This window comes from Rhodococcus sp. NKCM2511, assembly GCF_014905595.1.
GTDB lineage: Bacteria > Actinomycetota > Actinomycetes > Mycobacteriales > Mycobacteriaceae > Rhodococcoides > Rhodococcoides fascians.
Map to the genome: position 1 here is coordinate 296,207 of NZ_BNHJ02000001.1, position 16,307 is coordinate 312,513.

Below are 16,307 nucleotides of genomic sequence, written 5' to 3' on the forward strand. Positions count from 1 at the left end.
CCTACTACAGACGATGGTAGACGGCGGGGTTTGCACGTCCAATTCGCAGGGCACCCAAACCGAAGAACGATGCGGCGACGCCACACACGTTCGTGCTCCGACGGGGGAAGGCACGACAGTAGCGTCGGTCGGAACTAGGCTGGTGGGGGACGTCCTTCGGCATCGACTACGTTCGCGCCTCACGCAGGCGCTGTGCAGTTACCGCCGAGCGACGAATCCTCGGAGCCACAACTCGAACGAATGTCAGGAGATTTCTGCTCGTGTCGATCACAGACGATATTGACGTCCTCACCACGGCGCACCACCCCAGCGATTGGACGGACCTGGACACCCGGGCGGTCGACACCGTTCGTGTCCTGGCAGCGGACGCAGTGCAGAAGGTCGGCAACGGCCACCCCGGAACCGCGATGAGCTTGGCTCCCCTCGCGTACACCCTTTTCCAGCGCACCATGCGCCACGACCCCACCGACACCCACTGGATCGGCCGCGACCGTTTCGTGCTGTCGTGCGGTCACTCGAGCCTGACCCTGTACTTGCAGCTCTACTTGGGCGGTTTCGGTCTCGAGCTCGCAGACATCGAAGCACTGCGGACCTACAAGTCCAAGACCCCGGGGCACCCCGAGTTCCGCCACACCGACGGCGTCGAGATCACCACCGGCCCTCTCGGCCAGGGACTGGCATCCGCTGTGGGAATGGCAATGGCATCGCGCCGTGAACGCGGACTGTTCGATCCCGAACCTGCGCTCGGCGAGAGCCCGTTCGATCACTTCATCTACGTGATCGCCTCCGACGGCGACATCGAAGAGGGCGTCACGTCCGAGGCGTCGTCGCTCGCTGGCACCCAGCAGCTCGGCAACCTGATCCTGTTCTACGACGACAACAAGATCTCGATCGAGCACTCGACCGACATCGCCCTGTCCGAGAACACCGCCGCGCGGTACGAGGCCTACGGGTGGCACGTACAGGTCGTCGAGGGCGGCGAGAACGTCACCGCGATCGAGGACGCCATCGAGGCCGCCAAGGCCGTCACCGACAAGCCGTCGATCATCGTGCTGCGGACCATCATCGGGTTCCCGGCTCCGACGATGATGAACACCGGTGCCGTCCACGGTGCCGCGCTGGGCGACGACGAGGTCGCGAAGGTCAAGCAGGCCCTGGACTTCGACCCGGCCAAGACGTTCGAGGTCAGCGACGAGGTCATCGGCCACACTCGCAAACTCCAGGAACGCGGCCGCGCCGCACACAACGAGTGGATGACGCAGTTCGAGGCCTGGGCAGCCCGTGAGCCCGAGCGCAAGCAGTTGCTCGACCGTCTTCAGCAGGGCACGCTGCCCGAGAACTGGACCGACGTGCTGCCCACGTGGGAGCCCGGCAGCAAGGCCGTCGCCACGCGTGCGGCGTCGGGCGAGGTCCTCAACGCCGTCGGACCCGTTCTTCCGGAACTGTGGGGCGGCTCGGCCGACCTCGCAGGCAGCAACAACACCACGATCAAGGGTGCGAAGTCCTTCGGCCCCACATCGATCTCCACCGACGACTGGGACGCCGAGCCCTACGGCCGCACGCTGCACTTCGGTATCCGCGAGCACGCCATGGGTGCGATCCTGTCGGGCATCGTCATGCACGGTCCGACCCGCGCGTACGGCGGAACGTTCATGCAGTTCAGCGACTACATGCGGCCGTCGGTTCGCCTGGCGTCGCTGATGGACATCGATCCCATCTACGTATGGACCCACGACTCCATCGGCCTCGGCGAGGACGGCCCGACGCACCAGCCGGTCGAGCACCTCGCGGCCCTGCGTGCAATTCCCAACCTGTCTGTCGTACGCCCCGGTGACGCCAACGAGACGGCCTACGCCTGGCAGTCGGTGCTCGCCAGGTCGAGCAGCAGCGGGCCCGTCGGCCTGGCGCTGACGCGTCAGGGCATCCCGATCCTGGAAGGCACCAGCTTCGAGGGCGTCTCGAAGGGTGGCTACATCCTCTCCGAGTCCTCCAAGGCCGCTCCCGACGTCGTCCTGATCGGCACCGGTTCCGAACTGCAGTACGCAGTGGAGGCCCAGAAGCTGCTCGAGGCGCAGGGCATCGCGGCACGCGTGGTGTCGATGCCGTGTGTCGAGTGGTTCGAGAGCCAGGACCAGAACTACCGCGACCAGGTCATTCCGCCCACCGTCAAGGCGCGGGTGTCCATCGAGGCCGGCATCGCGATGCCGTGGTGGAAGATCGTCGGCGGTTTCGGCGAGATCATTTCGCTCGAGCACTACGGCGAATCTGCCGATGCGGCAACACTTTTCCGCGAGTTCGGCTTCACGGCCGACGCCGTCGTCGCGGCCGCGCAGCGCTCCATCACCAACGTGAAGGGATAACTCATGACCCAGAACAAAAACCTTGCCGAGCTGTCCGCCGCCGGAATTTCGGTCTGGCTGGACGACCTGTCCCGCGACCGCATTCGGTCGGGCAATCTCAAGGACCTGATCGACACCAAGAGCGTCGTCGGCGTGACGACCAACCCGTCGATCTTCCAGGCCGCATTGAGCAAGGGTGATGCTTACGACGAGCAGGTCACCAAGCTCGCCGGCGAAGGTGCCGATGTCGAGACCACGATTCGCACCGTCACCACCGACGACGTCCGTGAGGCGTGCGACATCCTCGTACCGCAGTACGAGGCCAGCGCGGGCGTCGACGGACGCGTGTCGATCGAGGTCGACCCCCGCATGGCGCACGACGCGGACAAGACGTACGAGCAGGCCGTCGAGCTCTGGAAGATCGTCGACCGTCCGAATCTCCTCATCAAGATTCCGGCAACCGAAGAAGGCATCCCCGCCATTGCCAAGGTGATCGGTGAGGGAATCAGCGTCAACGTGACCCTGATCTTCTCCGTCGAGCGCTACGAGCTGGTCATGAACGCGTACCTCGAGGGTCTCGAGGCCGCCCGCGCCGCCGGTCACGACCTCGACAAGATCCATTCCGTGGCGTCGTTCTTCGTGTCCCGCGTGGACAGCGAGATCGACTCCCGCCTGGACGCCATCGGCACCCCCGACGCCGAGGCCCTCAAGGGCAAGGCCGCCTTGGCCAATGCACGCCTCGCGTACGTGGCCTACCAGCAGGTCTTCGAGGTTGCTCCCCGGTTCCGCGAACTCGCGGGCAACGGTGCACGTCCGCAGCGGCCACTGTGGGCTTCGACGGGCGTCAAGTCCGACGCCTACCCGGACACCATGTACGTCACCGAGCTCGTCTCTCCGAACACCGTGAACACGATGCCGGAGAAGACCATGGACGCGGTCGCAGACCACGGCGAGATCGTCGGCGACACCGTCTCGGGTAAGGGACCGGAGTCGCAGGAGATCTTCGACCGCATCTCTGCGCTGGGAATCGACCTCACCGACGTCTTCCTGACGTTGGAGAACGAGGGCGTCCAGAAGTTCGAGGCTGCGTGGAACGAGCTGCTCGAAGCTACCGAGGAGCAGCTCCGCCAAGCAGGTCAGAAGAGCTGACCTGTGCCCACCGCAGACACAGAAAACCTGAATTCCGCGGATTGGCGCAATCCACTTCGCGACGCGCGAGACAAGCGGCTCCCCCGCATCGCCGGGCCGTGCAGCATGGTCATCTTCGGGGTGACCGGTGACCTCGCGCGTAAGAAGCTCATGCCTGCGGTGTACGACCTGGCGAACCGGGGGCTCCTACCCCCCGGTTTCGCCCTGGTCGGCTTCGCTCGCCGTGAGTGGCAGAACCAGGATTTCGAGAAGATCGTGCACGACTCCGTGCGCGACCATGCTCGAACCCCGTTCAGCGAAGAGGTGTGGAACACACTTGCCGAGGGCTTCCGGTTCGTTCAGGGTTCGTTCGACGACGATGCCGCGTTCGACGAGTTGTCGCGGACTCTCACCGAACTCGACGCCACCCGCGGCACCGGTGGAAACCATGCCTTCTACCTCTCGATCCCACCCGGCGCGTTCCCCGTTGTACTGCAACAACTTTCACGCTCCGGATTGGCCCAGGCGCAGGACGGCAACTGGCGACGCGTCGTCATCGAGAAGCCGTTCGGTCACGATTTGCAGAGCGCCAAGGAGCTCAACGCGATCGTGAACCGAGTGTTCCCCGAGGACACCGTCTTTCGGATCGATCACTACCTGGGCAAGGAGACGGTGCAGAACATTCTCGCGCTGCGCTTCGCCAACCAGTTGTTCGATCCGATCTGGAACGCGCACTATGTGGACCACGTGCAGATCACGATGGCCGAGGACATCGGGTTGGGTGGCCGCGCAGGCTATTACGACGGAATCGGGGCGGCCCGCGACGTCATTCAGAACCATCTCCTCCAGTTGCTCGCGATCACTGCGATGGAGGAGCCGGTGAGTTTCAACCCCACCGAGTTGCAGTCCGAGAAGATCAAGGTGCTCTCGGCGACCAAGCTCGCCGAGCCGCTCGATCGCACGTCCGCCCGCGGGCAGTACTCCGCCGGGTGGCAGGGCAGCCAGAAAGTGAAGGGGCTCAAGGAGGAAGAGGGGTTCGACTCCGAGTCGAACACCGAAACCTACGCCGCCATCACCCTCGAGGTCGACACTCGGCGCTGGGGTGGAGTTCCGTTCTATCTGCGTACGGGAAAGGCGTTGGGCCGCAGAGTCACCGAGATCGCAATGGTGTTCAAGCGTGCCCCCCATCTGCCGTTCGACGCCACCATGACCGAGGAACTGGGGCAGAACGCACTGGTCATTCGAGTCCAGCCGGACGAGGGCGTCACGATGCGCTTCGGTTCCAAAGTTCCCGGGTCCAGCATGCAGGTGCGCGACGTCAGCATGGACTTCAGCTACGGCCAGGCGTTCACCGAGTCATCTCCCGAGGCGTACGAGCGACTGATACTCGACGTACTCCTGGGTGAGCCCTCACTGTTCCCGGTCAACGCCGAAGTGGAACTGTCGTGGAAGATTCTCGACCCGATTCTCGAGTACTGGGCCTCGGGCGGCACCGCCGAACCGTACGAGGCCGGCACCTGGGGTCCGTCCTCGGGTGACGAGATGATGCACCGCACCGGACGCGAATGGAGAAGGCCGTGATTGTCGACATTCCCGCCACCACGACGGCCGAGGTCGGCAAGAAGCTCGTCGAGGTTCGCGAAGCAGGTGGCGCGGTCACCATCGGCCGCGTGCTGACCTTGATCGTCGCGAGCCGTGATGCGAGCAAGGCCGAACGGGCGATCGATGCCGCGAACGAGGCGAGCCGGGAACATCCGTGTCGCGTCATCGTCCTCATCCACGGTGATCGGTCCGCCGAGTCGAGTCTCGACGCCCAGATCCGCGTCGGCGGAGACGCCGGCGCGTCCGAGGTCGTCGTACTTCGACTGAACGGCGAGCTCGCCGATCACGAACACAGCGTCGTCATTCCCTTCCTGCTGCCCGATACGCCGATCGTCGCGTGGTGGCCGGACGAGGCACCGACGGTACCGGCGAAGGATCCACTGGGCCGGTTGGCGATCAGGCGGATCACCGATGCCACCAATTCGTCGGATACCACCGCAGCGATCAAGGGACGGCTGAGCAGCTACACCGAGGGTGATACGGATCTGTCGTGGAGCCGAATCACCTACTGGCGCGGCCTGCTGGCGACTGCCCTCGATCAGGCACCGTTCGAGGCCGTCACCTCGGCCACCGTGTCGGGACTGGCAGAGGAGCCGGCACTCGACATTCTGGCCGGCTGGTTGGCGGCGAAGCTCGACGTGCCGGTCTACCGGCGAGCCGGCGAGCTCAAGGTCGAGCTGACCAGGGAGAACAGCAGTATTTCGCTGACCCGTCCGCAGACCGGAAAAACCGCCACACTGCGGCGTACCGGTCAGCCCGACGCTCAGGTTGCTCTGGCACGTCGCAACACCCGCGAGTGCCTGGCCGAGGAACTGCGGCGGCTCGACACGGACGAAATCTACGAACTCGCCCTCCACGGTCTGTCGAAAGTGAGCTATGAGTAATCAGTCGGTCCTCCGATACCTCGACGCACAAGGGCTGGTCGATGCCGCCCGCACTCGCTTCGTCGACGTTGTCGTCGCGGCGCAGGCCGAGCGCGGTGTCGCGTCGGTGGTGTTGACCGGAGGCGGGACGGGAATCGCCCTCCTCGAGGCACTGCGCGCGGATTCCGGTGCCATCGACTGGTCACGGGTGGACATCTACTTCGGTGACGAGCGTTTTCTCCCCTCGGGAGATCCCGAGCGCAACGAGGTCCAGGCATCGGACGCGCTGCTGAAGCACGTGGACGTGCACCCGGATCGACTGTTCACGATGGCGACGTCGGACGGCGCCTACGGCTCCGACCCGGAAACGGCTGCGGCGGCGTACGCACAGACGCTGCACTCACGGGCCGACGACGGTCAATGCCCCGACTTCGACATCCACCTGTTGGGCATGGGCGGCGAGGGCCACATCAACTCGCTCTTCCCGCACACCGACGCGGTGCGCGAGCAGCATCGCTTCGTCGTGGCCGTCGAGGACTCCCCCAAGCCGCCACCGGTACGCATCACACTCACCCTGCCCGCTGTCCGGAGGGCGAAGCACGTGTGGTTGCTGGTGTCCGGTGCAGGGAAGGCCGAGGCCGTTGCCGCCGCCGTCGGCGGAGCAGCGTCCGACGACTGGCCGTCGGCCGGTGCCATCGGCGCGGAATCGACGGTCTGGTTCGTCGACGAGGCAGCGGCCTCACAGCTGGACCGGTGATCGGCTCGAGCCACAGCTGACAGCAGACGTACTGCGGCGTCGATTCAGGAGATTCACTCCCCTGAATCGACGCCGTAGTCGTTCGAACCGACGCCGTCTGAAGCACTGCCGTCCGAACCACGCATGGACTCGCCGTCGTCACCGAGTCCGCCTCGGAAGTCCGCATACCGCGATCGAGCGATCACCCGATACGCCGTCCCGTCCCGCCACGCGTCGAGAGTGTTTCTGCACGTCCTCATACCCGGTTGGACGCAGACTGTCGGCCACCGGTTCCGCGGCAGCGCAGCGAGACGTACGGTGCTAGCCGCTGTTGCGTAGTGCCGTGGCCAGGCCGTTCATCGTCAGCAGGATTCCCCGTTTGACCCGTTCGTCGTCGTCGCCGTTGCGGTATCGACGCAACATCTCGACCTGCATCTGGTTGAGAGGTTCCAGGTACGGGAACCGGTTGTGTACCGATCGCTCCAGCGCCGGGTTGTCCTCCAGCAATCGACTGTGACCGGTGATCTTCAGATACATCCGCACGGTGGTGGCGTGTTCGGCCTCGATCATGCCGAAGATGCGTGCGCGGAGGTCGGCGTCGGGAACGAGTTCCGCATACCGAGCGGCGATACCCAGATCGGACTTGGCCATGACCTGCGCCAGGTTGGACAGCACAGTGCGGAAGAACGGCCACTTCCGATACAGATCCGCAAGCACCTCCAGCTTGGAGTCGTCGTCACCGACCCACTCCTCGAAGGCCGATCCGGTGCCGTACCAACCGGGCAGCATGACGCGGCACTGACTCCACGACATCACCCATGGGATAGCACGCAGGTCGTACACGGAATTCGTCGGCTTACGCGACGCCGGACGCGACCCGATGTTCAGCTCGCCGACCTCGGCAACGGGCGTGGACGTGCGGAAGTACTCGACGAACCCGGGCTCCTCGTGCACCAGCCGGCCGTACGCTGCCCGAGCCTTGGCCGCGAGATCGTCCAGAACGTCGTAGGCGGCCTCGGAGCCGTCACCCAATCCTTCGAGGTCGAGCAACGTCGATTCGAGTGTGCCCGCGACCAACGATTCGAGGTTGCGCCGCGCCATCGACGGTTCGGCGTACTTCGCTGCAATGATCTCGCCCTGCTCGGTGAGACGAAGCGATCCCTGCACCACGCCGGGCGGTTGCGCCAGAATCGCGTCGTAACTGGGGCCGCCGCCGCGCCCGACGGTGCCACCGCGACCGTGGAAGAGCCGCAACCGAATTCCTGCCTTACGGGACGCTTCGAGCAGGTCGAGTTCGGCTCGGTAGAGCGCCCAGTTGGCCGCGAGATAGCCACCGTCCTTGTTCGAGTCCGAGTACCCGAGCATGACCTCCTGGTTCATGCCTCGACCGGCGACGAGAGCGCGATAGATCGGAACGTCGAGAGTGGCGAGCAGCGTCGCGGCACCCTGCTGCAGGTCCTCGATCGTCTCGAAGAGCGGCACGACACCCACCGTCGACGTGGGTGCCGAACCGTCGACGCCGGGATCGAAGATCCCCGCTTCCTTGAGCAGCAGGGCCGCCTCGAGCATGTCACTGACGGACTGACACATGCTGATGATGTAGTTCTGAACGGTGTCCGGTCCCAGGTGGTCGATGGCCTCCTTGGCCGCCCTGACGATGCCCAGTTCCTTCGCAGCGAGGTCGCTGAGTTGCGCGGTGGGCCCGATCAGGGGACGCCGAGTGGCGAGTTCGTGGGACAGCACCGACACGCGCTCGTCCTCGTCGAGAGACCGGTAGTCCTGATGAACCCCGGCCCAGGCCAACAGCTCCGCGACCACTTCCTCGTGGGTCTCGGAGTTCTGCCGCATGTCCAACGCCTGGAGATGAAATCCGAACGTCTCGACCGATTGCCGGAGTCGAAGCAGTCGATCGTCGGCGATCAGACCGTCTCCGTCGGCCCGGAGCGCGCGGTCGAGAGTGTCGAGATCGTCGAGGACTTCCTGCGGGCTCGCATACTGGTTGGCACCGAGATCGATTCCGGACACCGGAACCGCATCGAGAACCGCCCGTGCCGTTGCTGTCAGACGGGCCCGGATACCGACAACGGCAACACGGTATGGTTCGTCGGCCCGGCGATCGTCCGGTTCTGCCGACGCCTCGGCCAGAGCTTCCAGTTCCTCGGTGACCGCGACGAGCCGCGCGGACATCGACAACTCTTTCTCCAGCGCAACCAGTTCGTCGAGGTAATGCTCGAACGCCACGTAACCGGCCTGATGAGTGGCCGTGTGCACCACCTCGCCGGTGACGTTCGGGTTACCGTCGCGGTCTCCACCGATCCACGACCCCGGCCGAAGTATCGGCCGCGGCAGCAGGTCGTCCTCCGGCCATCGCGCTCGCAGCGCCGCGCGGACATCGGCATTGAGGGCGGGCATGACATCGAACAGCGAGGACTCGAAGTAGCGGAGACCCACTTCGATCTCGTCTTGGATGCGCAATCGCGACAGCCGAATCAGGGCGGTTTCCCACAGCGTCAGCACCTGCCGGCGAATCTGCACGTCGATCGCGGCCAATTCCTTGGCGGCTCCGGCGGCTTTGCCCTCCGGGGCAGCCGCCGCGACCTCGCGACGACGCATCAGTGCGGTGATCTTCGATTGGACGTCGAACACCGTTCGACGACGCGTTTCGGTGGGGTGCGCGGTGATGACCGGTGCCACCAACGCGTCGGTCAGCGCGGCGGCAACCTGCTCGCGCGACGGAGCGGCGGCGTCGATCTTCGACCACGTTGCGTCCAGGCTGCTGTCCTGCGGCGGGTCTCCGTTGTCCAGATGAATGGCACGTCGACGCTCGCGGTGGAGATCCTCGGCCAGGTTCGCCAGCAACGAGAAGTGGCTGAACGCACGGATCAACGGAACAGCTTGCGCCACTTCGACATCGGTGTACCGGCCGACAGAGTCGTCGCGTTCGATCTCCGAGCGGCGCACGGCGAAGGATTCCACTCGCGCGGACTCGATGAGCTCGAAGACCTCGTCGCCCTCGTGTTCGCGAATGATCTCACCGAGGATGCCGCCGAGATAGCGGATGTCCTCCCGCAGCGGCTCGGTCAACTCTCGCCCGCGAGCTGTCGGTGTGACGAATGCCGGGGAACCGACTGACTCGTAAGAGGATTCGCTCATCCCCCCAGTATCGTCGCTCGGCCGTCAACTCGCACTCGGAGCCGGGACGGATCAGGTGTACTTGATCTCGAGACCGATCCCGAGGATCGCGATGAGCCAGATGAGGCCGGTGAAGACAGTGAGGCGGTCGAGGTTCTTCTCGACGACCGTGGAGCCGGACAGGCTGGACTGCACGCCGCCACCGAACAAGCTGGACAGACCGCCACCCTTGCCGCGATGCAGCAGGATCAGCAAGATCAGCGCCAGGCTGGTGATGACCAGCAGAATATCCAGAAACAGATCCATGTCCACCTCAAACTCGATTCGATGCCCTCAGCAGCCTACCTGGCCCCGCGAACGACTTCGGACACCCCGCCGAAGCGAGGTGTCCGAAACCAGTTCTGTGCAGCGGTGACGATGGCCGATCAGGGCAACGGTCCGCCTGCGGCAATCGCCGACAATGTGGCGAACTCGTCCGCCTTGAGCGAAGCGCCACCGACCAGCGCGCCGTCGACGTCGGGCTGACCGACGATCTCGCCGACGTTCTTGGCGTTGACCGAACCGCCGTACAGCACGCGGACGCCCGCGGCGACCTCAGCCGACGCCAATTCCTTCAATTCCTCCCGAATGGCACCGCACACTTCCTGAGCGTCCGACGCCGAGGCCACGCGTCCCGTGCCGATGGCCCATACCGGCTCGTAGGCGATGACGACCTTGGCGATGTCGTCGGCCGAGAGGCCGTCGAGCGAACCGCGGAGCTGAGCCACGTTGTAGGCCACGTGCTCACCGGCCTCGCGAATGTTCAGACCCTCGCCGATGCACACGATCGGTGCGAGCCCGTTCTTCAAGGCAGCCTTCGTCTTCGCCAGCACGACGGCGTCGTCCTCGCTGTGCAACGTGCGTCGCTCGGAGTGGCCGACCACGACGAAGGTGCATCCCAGTTTGGCCAGCATCGACCCGCTGATCTCGCCCGTGAATGCGCCGCTGTCCTCGGCGGAGACGTCCTGCGCACCGTAGGTGAGCAGGAGCTTGTCGCCTTCGATCAGCGTCTGGACGCTGCGGATGTCGGTGAACGGCGGAATGACCGTGACGTCCACCTTGTCGAAGTACTTCTCGGGCAGCGAGAAGGCGATCTTCTGCACCAGCGAGATGGCCTCGAGGTGGTTGAGGTTCATCTTCCAGTTGCCCGCGATGAGCGGCTTACGTGCCATGCGTTACGCCTCCAGGACGGATAGACCGGGCAGCTGCTTGCCCTCGAGGTATTCGAGGGATGCACCGCCACCGGTGGAGATGTGCGAGAAGCCGTCGTCGGGCAGCCCGAGGGTGCGTACCGCAGCAGCGGAATCACCACCACCGACCACGCTGAACGCGCCCTTCTCGGTGGCTCCGATGATCGCCTCTGCGATGCCCTTGGTACCGGCCGAGAACTTGTCGAACTCGAAGACGCCTGCAGGTCCGTTCCAGAAGATCGTCTTCGCATTGGACAGCACGACGGCGAAACGACTGACCGAGTCCGGTCCGATGTCCAGACCCATCCAGCCGTCCGGAATTTCGGATGCCTTGACGGTCTTGGACTCGGCGTCCGCCGCGAACTTGTCTCCGACGACGATGTCGACCGGAAGGTGGATCACGTCGCCGAAGCGCTCGAGCAGGTCCTTGCAGACCCCGATCTGATCCTCCTGCAACAGCGAGTTACCGACCGAATAACCTTGGGCGGCAAGGAAAGTGAACGCCATGCCGCCGCCGATGACGAGGGTGTCGACCTTGGGAGCCAACGCCTCGATGACGCCGAGCTTGTCCGAGACCTTGGAGCCGCCGAGCACCACCGCGTACGGACGAGCCGCATCCTCGGTCAGCTTGGCCAACACCTCGACCTCGGCCGCGACGAGTGTGCCCGCGTAATGCGGAAGCAGCTGCGCCACGTCGTAGACCGACGCCTGCTTGCGGTGCACGACGCCGAATCCGTCGGAAACGAATGCCGCATCGTCGCCGGCCAGAGCAACGAGCTCACGAGCCAGTGCGGCTCGCTCGGACTCGTCCTTGCTGGTCTCCCGCGGATCGAAGCGGATGTTCTCGAGCAGCAGTACGTCGCCGTCGGTCAGGCCCTCGGCGCGTGCCTCGGCGTCCTGACCCACCACGTCTCCCGCGAGCTGGACGTGCCGGCCGAGCAGTTCGCCGAGCTTGGCAGCGACCGGAGCCAGACTGTACTTCGCATCGGGCTTGCCGTCGGGGCGACCGAGGTGAGCGGTGACGATGACCTTCGCTCCGGCTTCGACCAGTGCACGAAGGGTCGGAATCGACGCCTGGATGCGGCCGGGGTCGGTGATCGTGCCGTCCTCGAGCGGGACGTTGAAGTCCGATCGCACGAGGACGCCACGTCCTTCGACACCGGCATCGAGCAGATCCTGCAGTGTCTTGACAGCCATCGGTGTCAGAGGGACTTGCCGACGAGACCGATGAGGTCGGCGAGGCGGTTGGAGTAGCCCCACTCGTTGTCGTACCAGGAGACGATCTTCACCTGGTCGTCGATGACCTTGGTCAGCGGCGCGTCGAAGATCGACGAGTGCGGATCGGTCACGATGTCCGAGGACACGATCGGATCGGTGTTGTACTTCAGAATGCCCTTCAGCGGGCCTTCTGCAGCTGCCTTCATCGCAGCGTTGATGTCGTCCGCGCTGGCCTTCTTCTTCAGCAGAGCGGTCAGGTCGGTGACCGAGCCGGTGGGGATCGGAACCCGGAGCGCGTAGCCGTCGAGCTTGCCGAGCAGCTGCGGGAGAACCAGGCCGATGGCCTTGGCCGCACCGGTACCGGTGGGGACGACGTTCAGCGCGGCTGCACGTGCACGACGGAGGTCGCTGTGCGGGCCGTCCTGCAGGTTCTGGTCCTGCGTGTACGCGTGAATGGTCGTCATGAGGCCCGAGACGATCCCGAACTCGTCGTCGAGAACCTTGGCGATGGGGCCGAGGCAGTTGGTGGTGCACGACGCGTTGGAGATGATGTTCTGGCTGCCGTCGTACTTGTCGTCGTTGACGCCCATGACGATGGTGATGTCCTCGCCCTTGGCAGGCGCGGAGATGATGACCTTCTTGGCACCGGCGTCGATGTGACCCTGAGCCTTCGCAGCGTCGGTGAAGATGCCGGTGGACTCGACGACGACGTCGACACCCAGGTCACCCCACGGAAGTGCGGACGGTCCCTCACGCAGCGACAGAGCCTTGATCTTCTGGCCGCCGACGACGATGGTGTCTTCGCCTTCGAGCGAGACGTCGTGCGGCAAGCGGCCCAGGATCGAGTCGTACTTGAGCAGGTGTGCGAGCGATGCGTTGTCGGTCAGGTCGTTGACAGCAACGATTTCGATGTCGGTGGTACCGAGCGCCTTCTGCGCGTCGACAGCCCTGAAGAAGTTACGCCCGATGCGGCCGAAGCCGTTGACGCCTACCCGGATCGTCACTGTTCGCTCCTAAAAGTTGTGAAAACAGATGTCTGGTCGTGCCTGCATGCGGGGTGCCACACGCGGTTCCTACCCTAGTGTGCGCTCCGGCGGAGCGCGCGCATCACTCGATCGAGGCGCTCTACGCCTCGTCGAGCAGCTCCGCGGTGACCGCCGACTCGGTGTCGGGTATCCCGGTCTCCTTCGCTTTTCGATCGGCCATGGAGAGCAGGCGCCGGATCCGACCGGCCACCGCGTCCTTGGTCATCGGCGGGTCGGCCAACTGACCGAGTTCCTCCAGTGAGGCCTGGCGGTGCTGGACCCGAAGCGATCCTGCCGCGGCGAGATGATCGGGTACGTCGTCGCCCAGAATGTGCAGAGCCCGCTCGACGCGAGCGGCGGCCGCAACCGCGGCCCGAGCGGACCGGCGCAGGTTGGCGTCGTCGAAGTTGGCCAGACGGTTGGCGGTGGCCCGCACCTCGCGGCGCATCCGACGCTCCTCCCACACCAACCGGGTGTCCTGAGCGCCCATGCGTGTGAGCAACGCTCCGATTGCTTCGCCGTCTCGTACGACGACTCGATCGGTGCCGCGCACCTCGCGTGCCTTGGCTGCCACGCCGAGGCGCCGAGCGGCACCGACGAGGGCGAGCGCCGCTTCGGGCCCGGGGCAGCTGATCTCGAGCGCGGACGACCGGCCCGGCTCGGTGAGCGAGCCGTGGGCGAGAAACGCGCCGCGCCACGCGGCCTCGGAGTCGCCGACCGTGCCGCCCACGACCTGAGCGGGCAGGCCACGCACGGGACGTCCACGGAGGTCGAGTAGCCCGGTCTGGCGGGCCAGAGCCTCACCGTCCTTGGCCACGCGCACCACGTACCGAGACGTCTTGCGCAGGCCTCCGGCACTGAGCATGTGGACATCCGAGGAGTAGCCGTACAGCTCGAAGATCTCGCGTCGCAGCCGCCGTGCGATGGAGCCGAGATCCACCTCGGCCTCCACCACCACTCGACCCGCGACGATGTGCAACCCGCCGGCGAAACGCAGCAGGGCGGACACCTCGGCCTTGCGGCAGCTGACCTGACTGACGGTGAGCCTGCTCAGCTCGTCCTTGACCTCCGCTGTCATGGCCACGAAGTGATCCCCTCTCTGCGCGCCGCTGTCGGTGCCGAGCCGTCGGTGGACGACACGATGGCTCCGAGAGCAGCAGCCAGCTTTCCGTAATGATGTGCGTGAGTGCCGGTTTCGGCAACGTCGACGTAGACGACCCCAGCGCCGAGCCGGGCAGCGGCGCGCGCCACGTGCTCGCGGTTGCTGCCCTCCGGGACCGAGGCGGAATCGACCAACACATGGTCGATTCCCAAATCAGGTGCGTGTTGGGAGAGTACGTGGACATGGCGCTCCGCGGAGAATCCGGTCGTCTCCCCCAGCTCCGGTGCCAGGTTGAGTACGAGCACCTTGGGCGCGCTCGTGTGCGCCAGTGCAGCGAGCTGATCGGGCACCAGAACGTGGGGAATGACACTCGAGAACCACGATCCTGGACCGAGCACGACCAGGTCCGCCGCGGCGATGGCGGTCAGCGCCTCCGGCGTCGCAGGCGGATCCGGTGGCAACAGCCGCACGCGTCGAACCTTGCCGGGCGTCGTGGCGACGGCGACCTGACCACGAATGACGCGACTCACGCGTGGGTCGTCCTCGAGGCCGGACACATCGGCCTCGATGTCGAGCGCAATCGGTGACATCGGCAGCACTCGTCCGTCGATACCGAGCATGTGCACCATCTCGTCGAGGGCAGCTATCGGGTCGCCGAGTACTTCGGTGAGCCCGGCGAGAACCAGATTGCCCACCGAGTGGCCGGCCAAGGCGCCGGTGCCCCCGAATCGGTGCTGAATGACGTCGGTCCACAGCTGGGTTCTGGCATCCGAGCGGGCCAGGGCAGCCAGCGCCATCCGCAGATCTCCGGGCGGGATGACGCCGAGTTCTGCCCGCAGACGACCCGAGGACCCGCCGTCGTCGGCGACCGTCACCACGGCAGTGACATCGCTGCTGAGCAGCCGAGCTGCCGACAGCGTCGCGTACAAACCGTGGCCGCCGCCCAGCGCGACGATCTTGGGACCCGAACCCGATACCGGACGGTGCGGAGTATCGCTCATTCGCGGCCCAGATCACGGTGCAGGACGCGGACCGATACGTCCCCCTGTTCGGCGAGAATACCGGCCAGGGCCTCCGTCATCGCGACGCTTCGGTGTTTTCCTCCGGTGCAGCCCACGGCCACCGTCATGTATCGCTTGCCTTCCCGCACGTATCCCTCGATGGTCAGATTCAACAGGTGCGTGTACGTCTGCAGGTAGTCGTGCGCCCCGTTCTGTCCGAGGACGTAGTCGCGCACATCCGCGTCCTGACCGGTGTGTTCGCGCAGTTCGGGCACCCAGTGCGGATTGGGCAGAAAACGCACGTCGCAGACCAGGTCGGCATCCATCGGTAAGCCGTACTTGAAGCCGAAAGATTGGACCGTCACGCCGACGCCGACAGTGTCGGCGGCCCCGAAGACTGTTTCGATCTTGCGCCGAAGCTGGTGCACCGACAACGAGGTCGTGTCGACGGTCAGGTCGGCGGCCGCCTTGACCTGGGCGAGCCGCAGACGCTCGGCGGTGATCCCCTCGGTCAGAGTTCCGTCCTGGCCGTCGTTCTGCAACGGGTGACTGCGCCGATTCGATTCGAACCGCTGGACCAGCACGGCGTCGGACGCATCCAGGAACAGCACGCGATTGCGCACACCCTTGGAGTCGAGTTCTTTGACCACCCAGCCCAGGTCGCCGGTGAACAGGCGGCTGCGCACGTCCATCACCAGTGCGAGACGCTCGATACGGGGCTGCGACTCCAGCCCGAGATCGACCATCTTGGAAATCAGCTCGGGTGGCAGGTTGTCGGCCACGTACCAACCCAGATCTTCGAGAATCTTGGCGGCCGTGCGCAACCCGGCGCCGGACACGCCCGTGACCAATGCCACTTCGATACCGTCGTGCGGCGAGTCGGCCCGCTCGTCGGGGTTTCCGGGGTGCGGCTCGGACGGTGGGTGTGCCTG

General features: G+C 65.4%; 13 protein-coding genes. 5 read left to right on the forward strand and 8 right to left on the reverse strand.

The window, feature by feature from the left end:
• The first annotated feature begins 260 nt into the window (after positions 1 to 260).
• Genes tkt through pgl form a run of 5 tightly spaced genes read left to right on the forward strand, consistent with a single transcriptional unit; the run spans position 261 to position 6,689 of the window.
• Positions 261 to 2,360 (forward strand): transketolase, encoded by a 2,100-nt coding sequence (tkt, locus tag JLZ96_RS01190; protein ID WP_201009375.1) that lies wholly within the window; start codon positions 261 to 263, stop codon positions 2,358 to 2,360.
• A gap of 3 nt (positions 2,361 to 2,363) precedes the next feature.
• A complete protein-coding gene (gene tal / locus JLZ96_RS01195) occupies positions 2,364 to 3,488 on the forward strand; it encodes a transaldolase (RefSeq protein ID WP_027497013.1) in 1,125 nt (374 codons plus the stop codon).
• Between the two features lie 3 nt (positions 3,489 to 3,491).
• Entirely contained in the window at positions 3,492 to 5,048 is a 1,557-nt protein-coding gene (gene zwf / locus JLZ96_RS01200; RefSeq protein ID WP_032372462.1) for a glucose-6-phosphate dehydrogenase, read from the forward strand.
• On the forward strand, positions 5,045 to 5,953 hold the full coding sequence (gene opcA / locus JLZ96_RS01205) for a glucose-6-phosphate dehydrogenase assembly protein OpcA (RefSeq protein WP_027497011.1): 909 nt from the start codon (positions 5,045 to 5,047) through the stop codon (positions 5,951 to 5,953). Before zwf ends, opcA begins: the two co-directional genes overlap by 4 nt.
• Positions 5,946 to 6,689 (forward strand): 6-phosphogluconolactonase, encoded by a 744-nt coding sequence (pgl, locus tag JLZ96_RS01210; protein ID WP_027497010.1) that lies wholly within the window; start codon positions 5,946 to 5,948, stop codon positions 6,687 to 6,689. Before opcA ends, pgl begins: the two co-directional genes overlap by 8 nt.
• Positions 6,690 to 6,989: 300 nt before the next feature.
• On the opposite strand, the gene ppc is transcribed toward pgl, so the two are convergent.
• From ppc to rapZ, 8 genes are all read right to left on the reverse strand, one after another.
• Entirely contained in the window at positions 6,990 to 9,821 is a 2,832-nt protein-coding gene (gene ppc, locus JLZ96_RS01215; RefSeq protein ID WP_201009376.1) for a phosphoenolpyruvate carboxylase, read from the reverse strand.
• 51 nt (positions 9,822 to 9,872) lie between these two features.
• Positions 9,873 to 10,106, reverse strand: a complete 234-nt coding sequence (gene secG, locus JLZ96_RS01220; RefSeq protein ID WP_027497008.1) for a preprotein translocase subunit SecG — start codon at positions 10,104 to 10,106, stop codon at positions 9,873 to 9,875.
• 119 nt (positions 10,107 to 10,225) lie between these two features.
• Positions 10,226 to 11,011, reverse strand: a complete 786-nt coding sequence (tpiA, locus tag JLZ96_RS01225; RefSeq protein WP_201009377.1) for a triose-phosphate isomerase — start codon at positions 11,009 to 11,011, stop codon at positions 10,226 to 10,228.
• 3 nt (positions 11,012 to 11,014) lie between these two features.
• Complete coding sequence (pgk, locus tag JLZ96_RS01230; protein WP_027497006.1) at positions 11,015 to 12,226, reverse strand: phosphoglycerate kinase; 1,212 nt, start codon at positions 12,224 to 12,226, stop codon at positions 11,015 to 11,017.
• A 5-nt stretch (positions 12,227 to 12,231) separates the two neighbouring features.
• A complete protein-coding gene (gene gap / locus JLZ96_RS01235; RefSeq protein WP_032365753.1) occupies positions 12,232 to 13,251 on the reverse strand; it encodes a type I glyceraldehyde-3-phosphate dehydrogenase in 1,020 nt (339 codons plus the stop codon).
• 121 nt (positions 13,252 to 13,372) lie between these two features.
• Positions 13,373 to 14,356, reverse strand: coding sequence for a DNA-binding protein WhiA (gene whiA, locus JLZ96_RS01240; RefSeq protein WP_027497005.1), 984 nt, complete (start codon positions 14,354 to 14,356; stop codon positions 13,373 to 13,375).
• Complete coding sequence (gene yvcK / locus JLZ96_RS01245) at positions 14,347 to 15,375, reverse strand: uridine diphosphate-N-acetylglucosamine-binding protein YvcK (protein WP_201009378.1); 1,029 nt, start codon at positions 15,373 to 15,375, stop codon at positions 14,347 to 14,349. The genes whiA and yvcK overlap by 10 nt, the downstream gene beginning before the upstream one ends.
• The gene (gene rapZ, locus JLZ96_RS01250) at positions 15,372 to 16,238 is read right to left on the reverse strand and encodes an RNase adapter RapZ (protein WP_027497003.1); all 867 of its coding nucleotides are present in this window, start codon (positions 16,236 to 16,238) and stop codon (positions 15,372 to 15,374) included. Before rapZ ends, yvcK begins: the two co-directional genes overlap by 4 nt.
• Between the last annotated feature and the right edge of the window lie 69 nt (positions 16,239 to 16,307).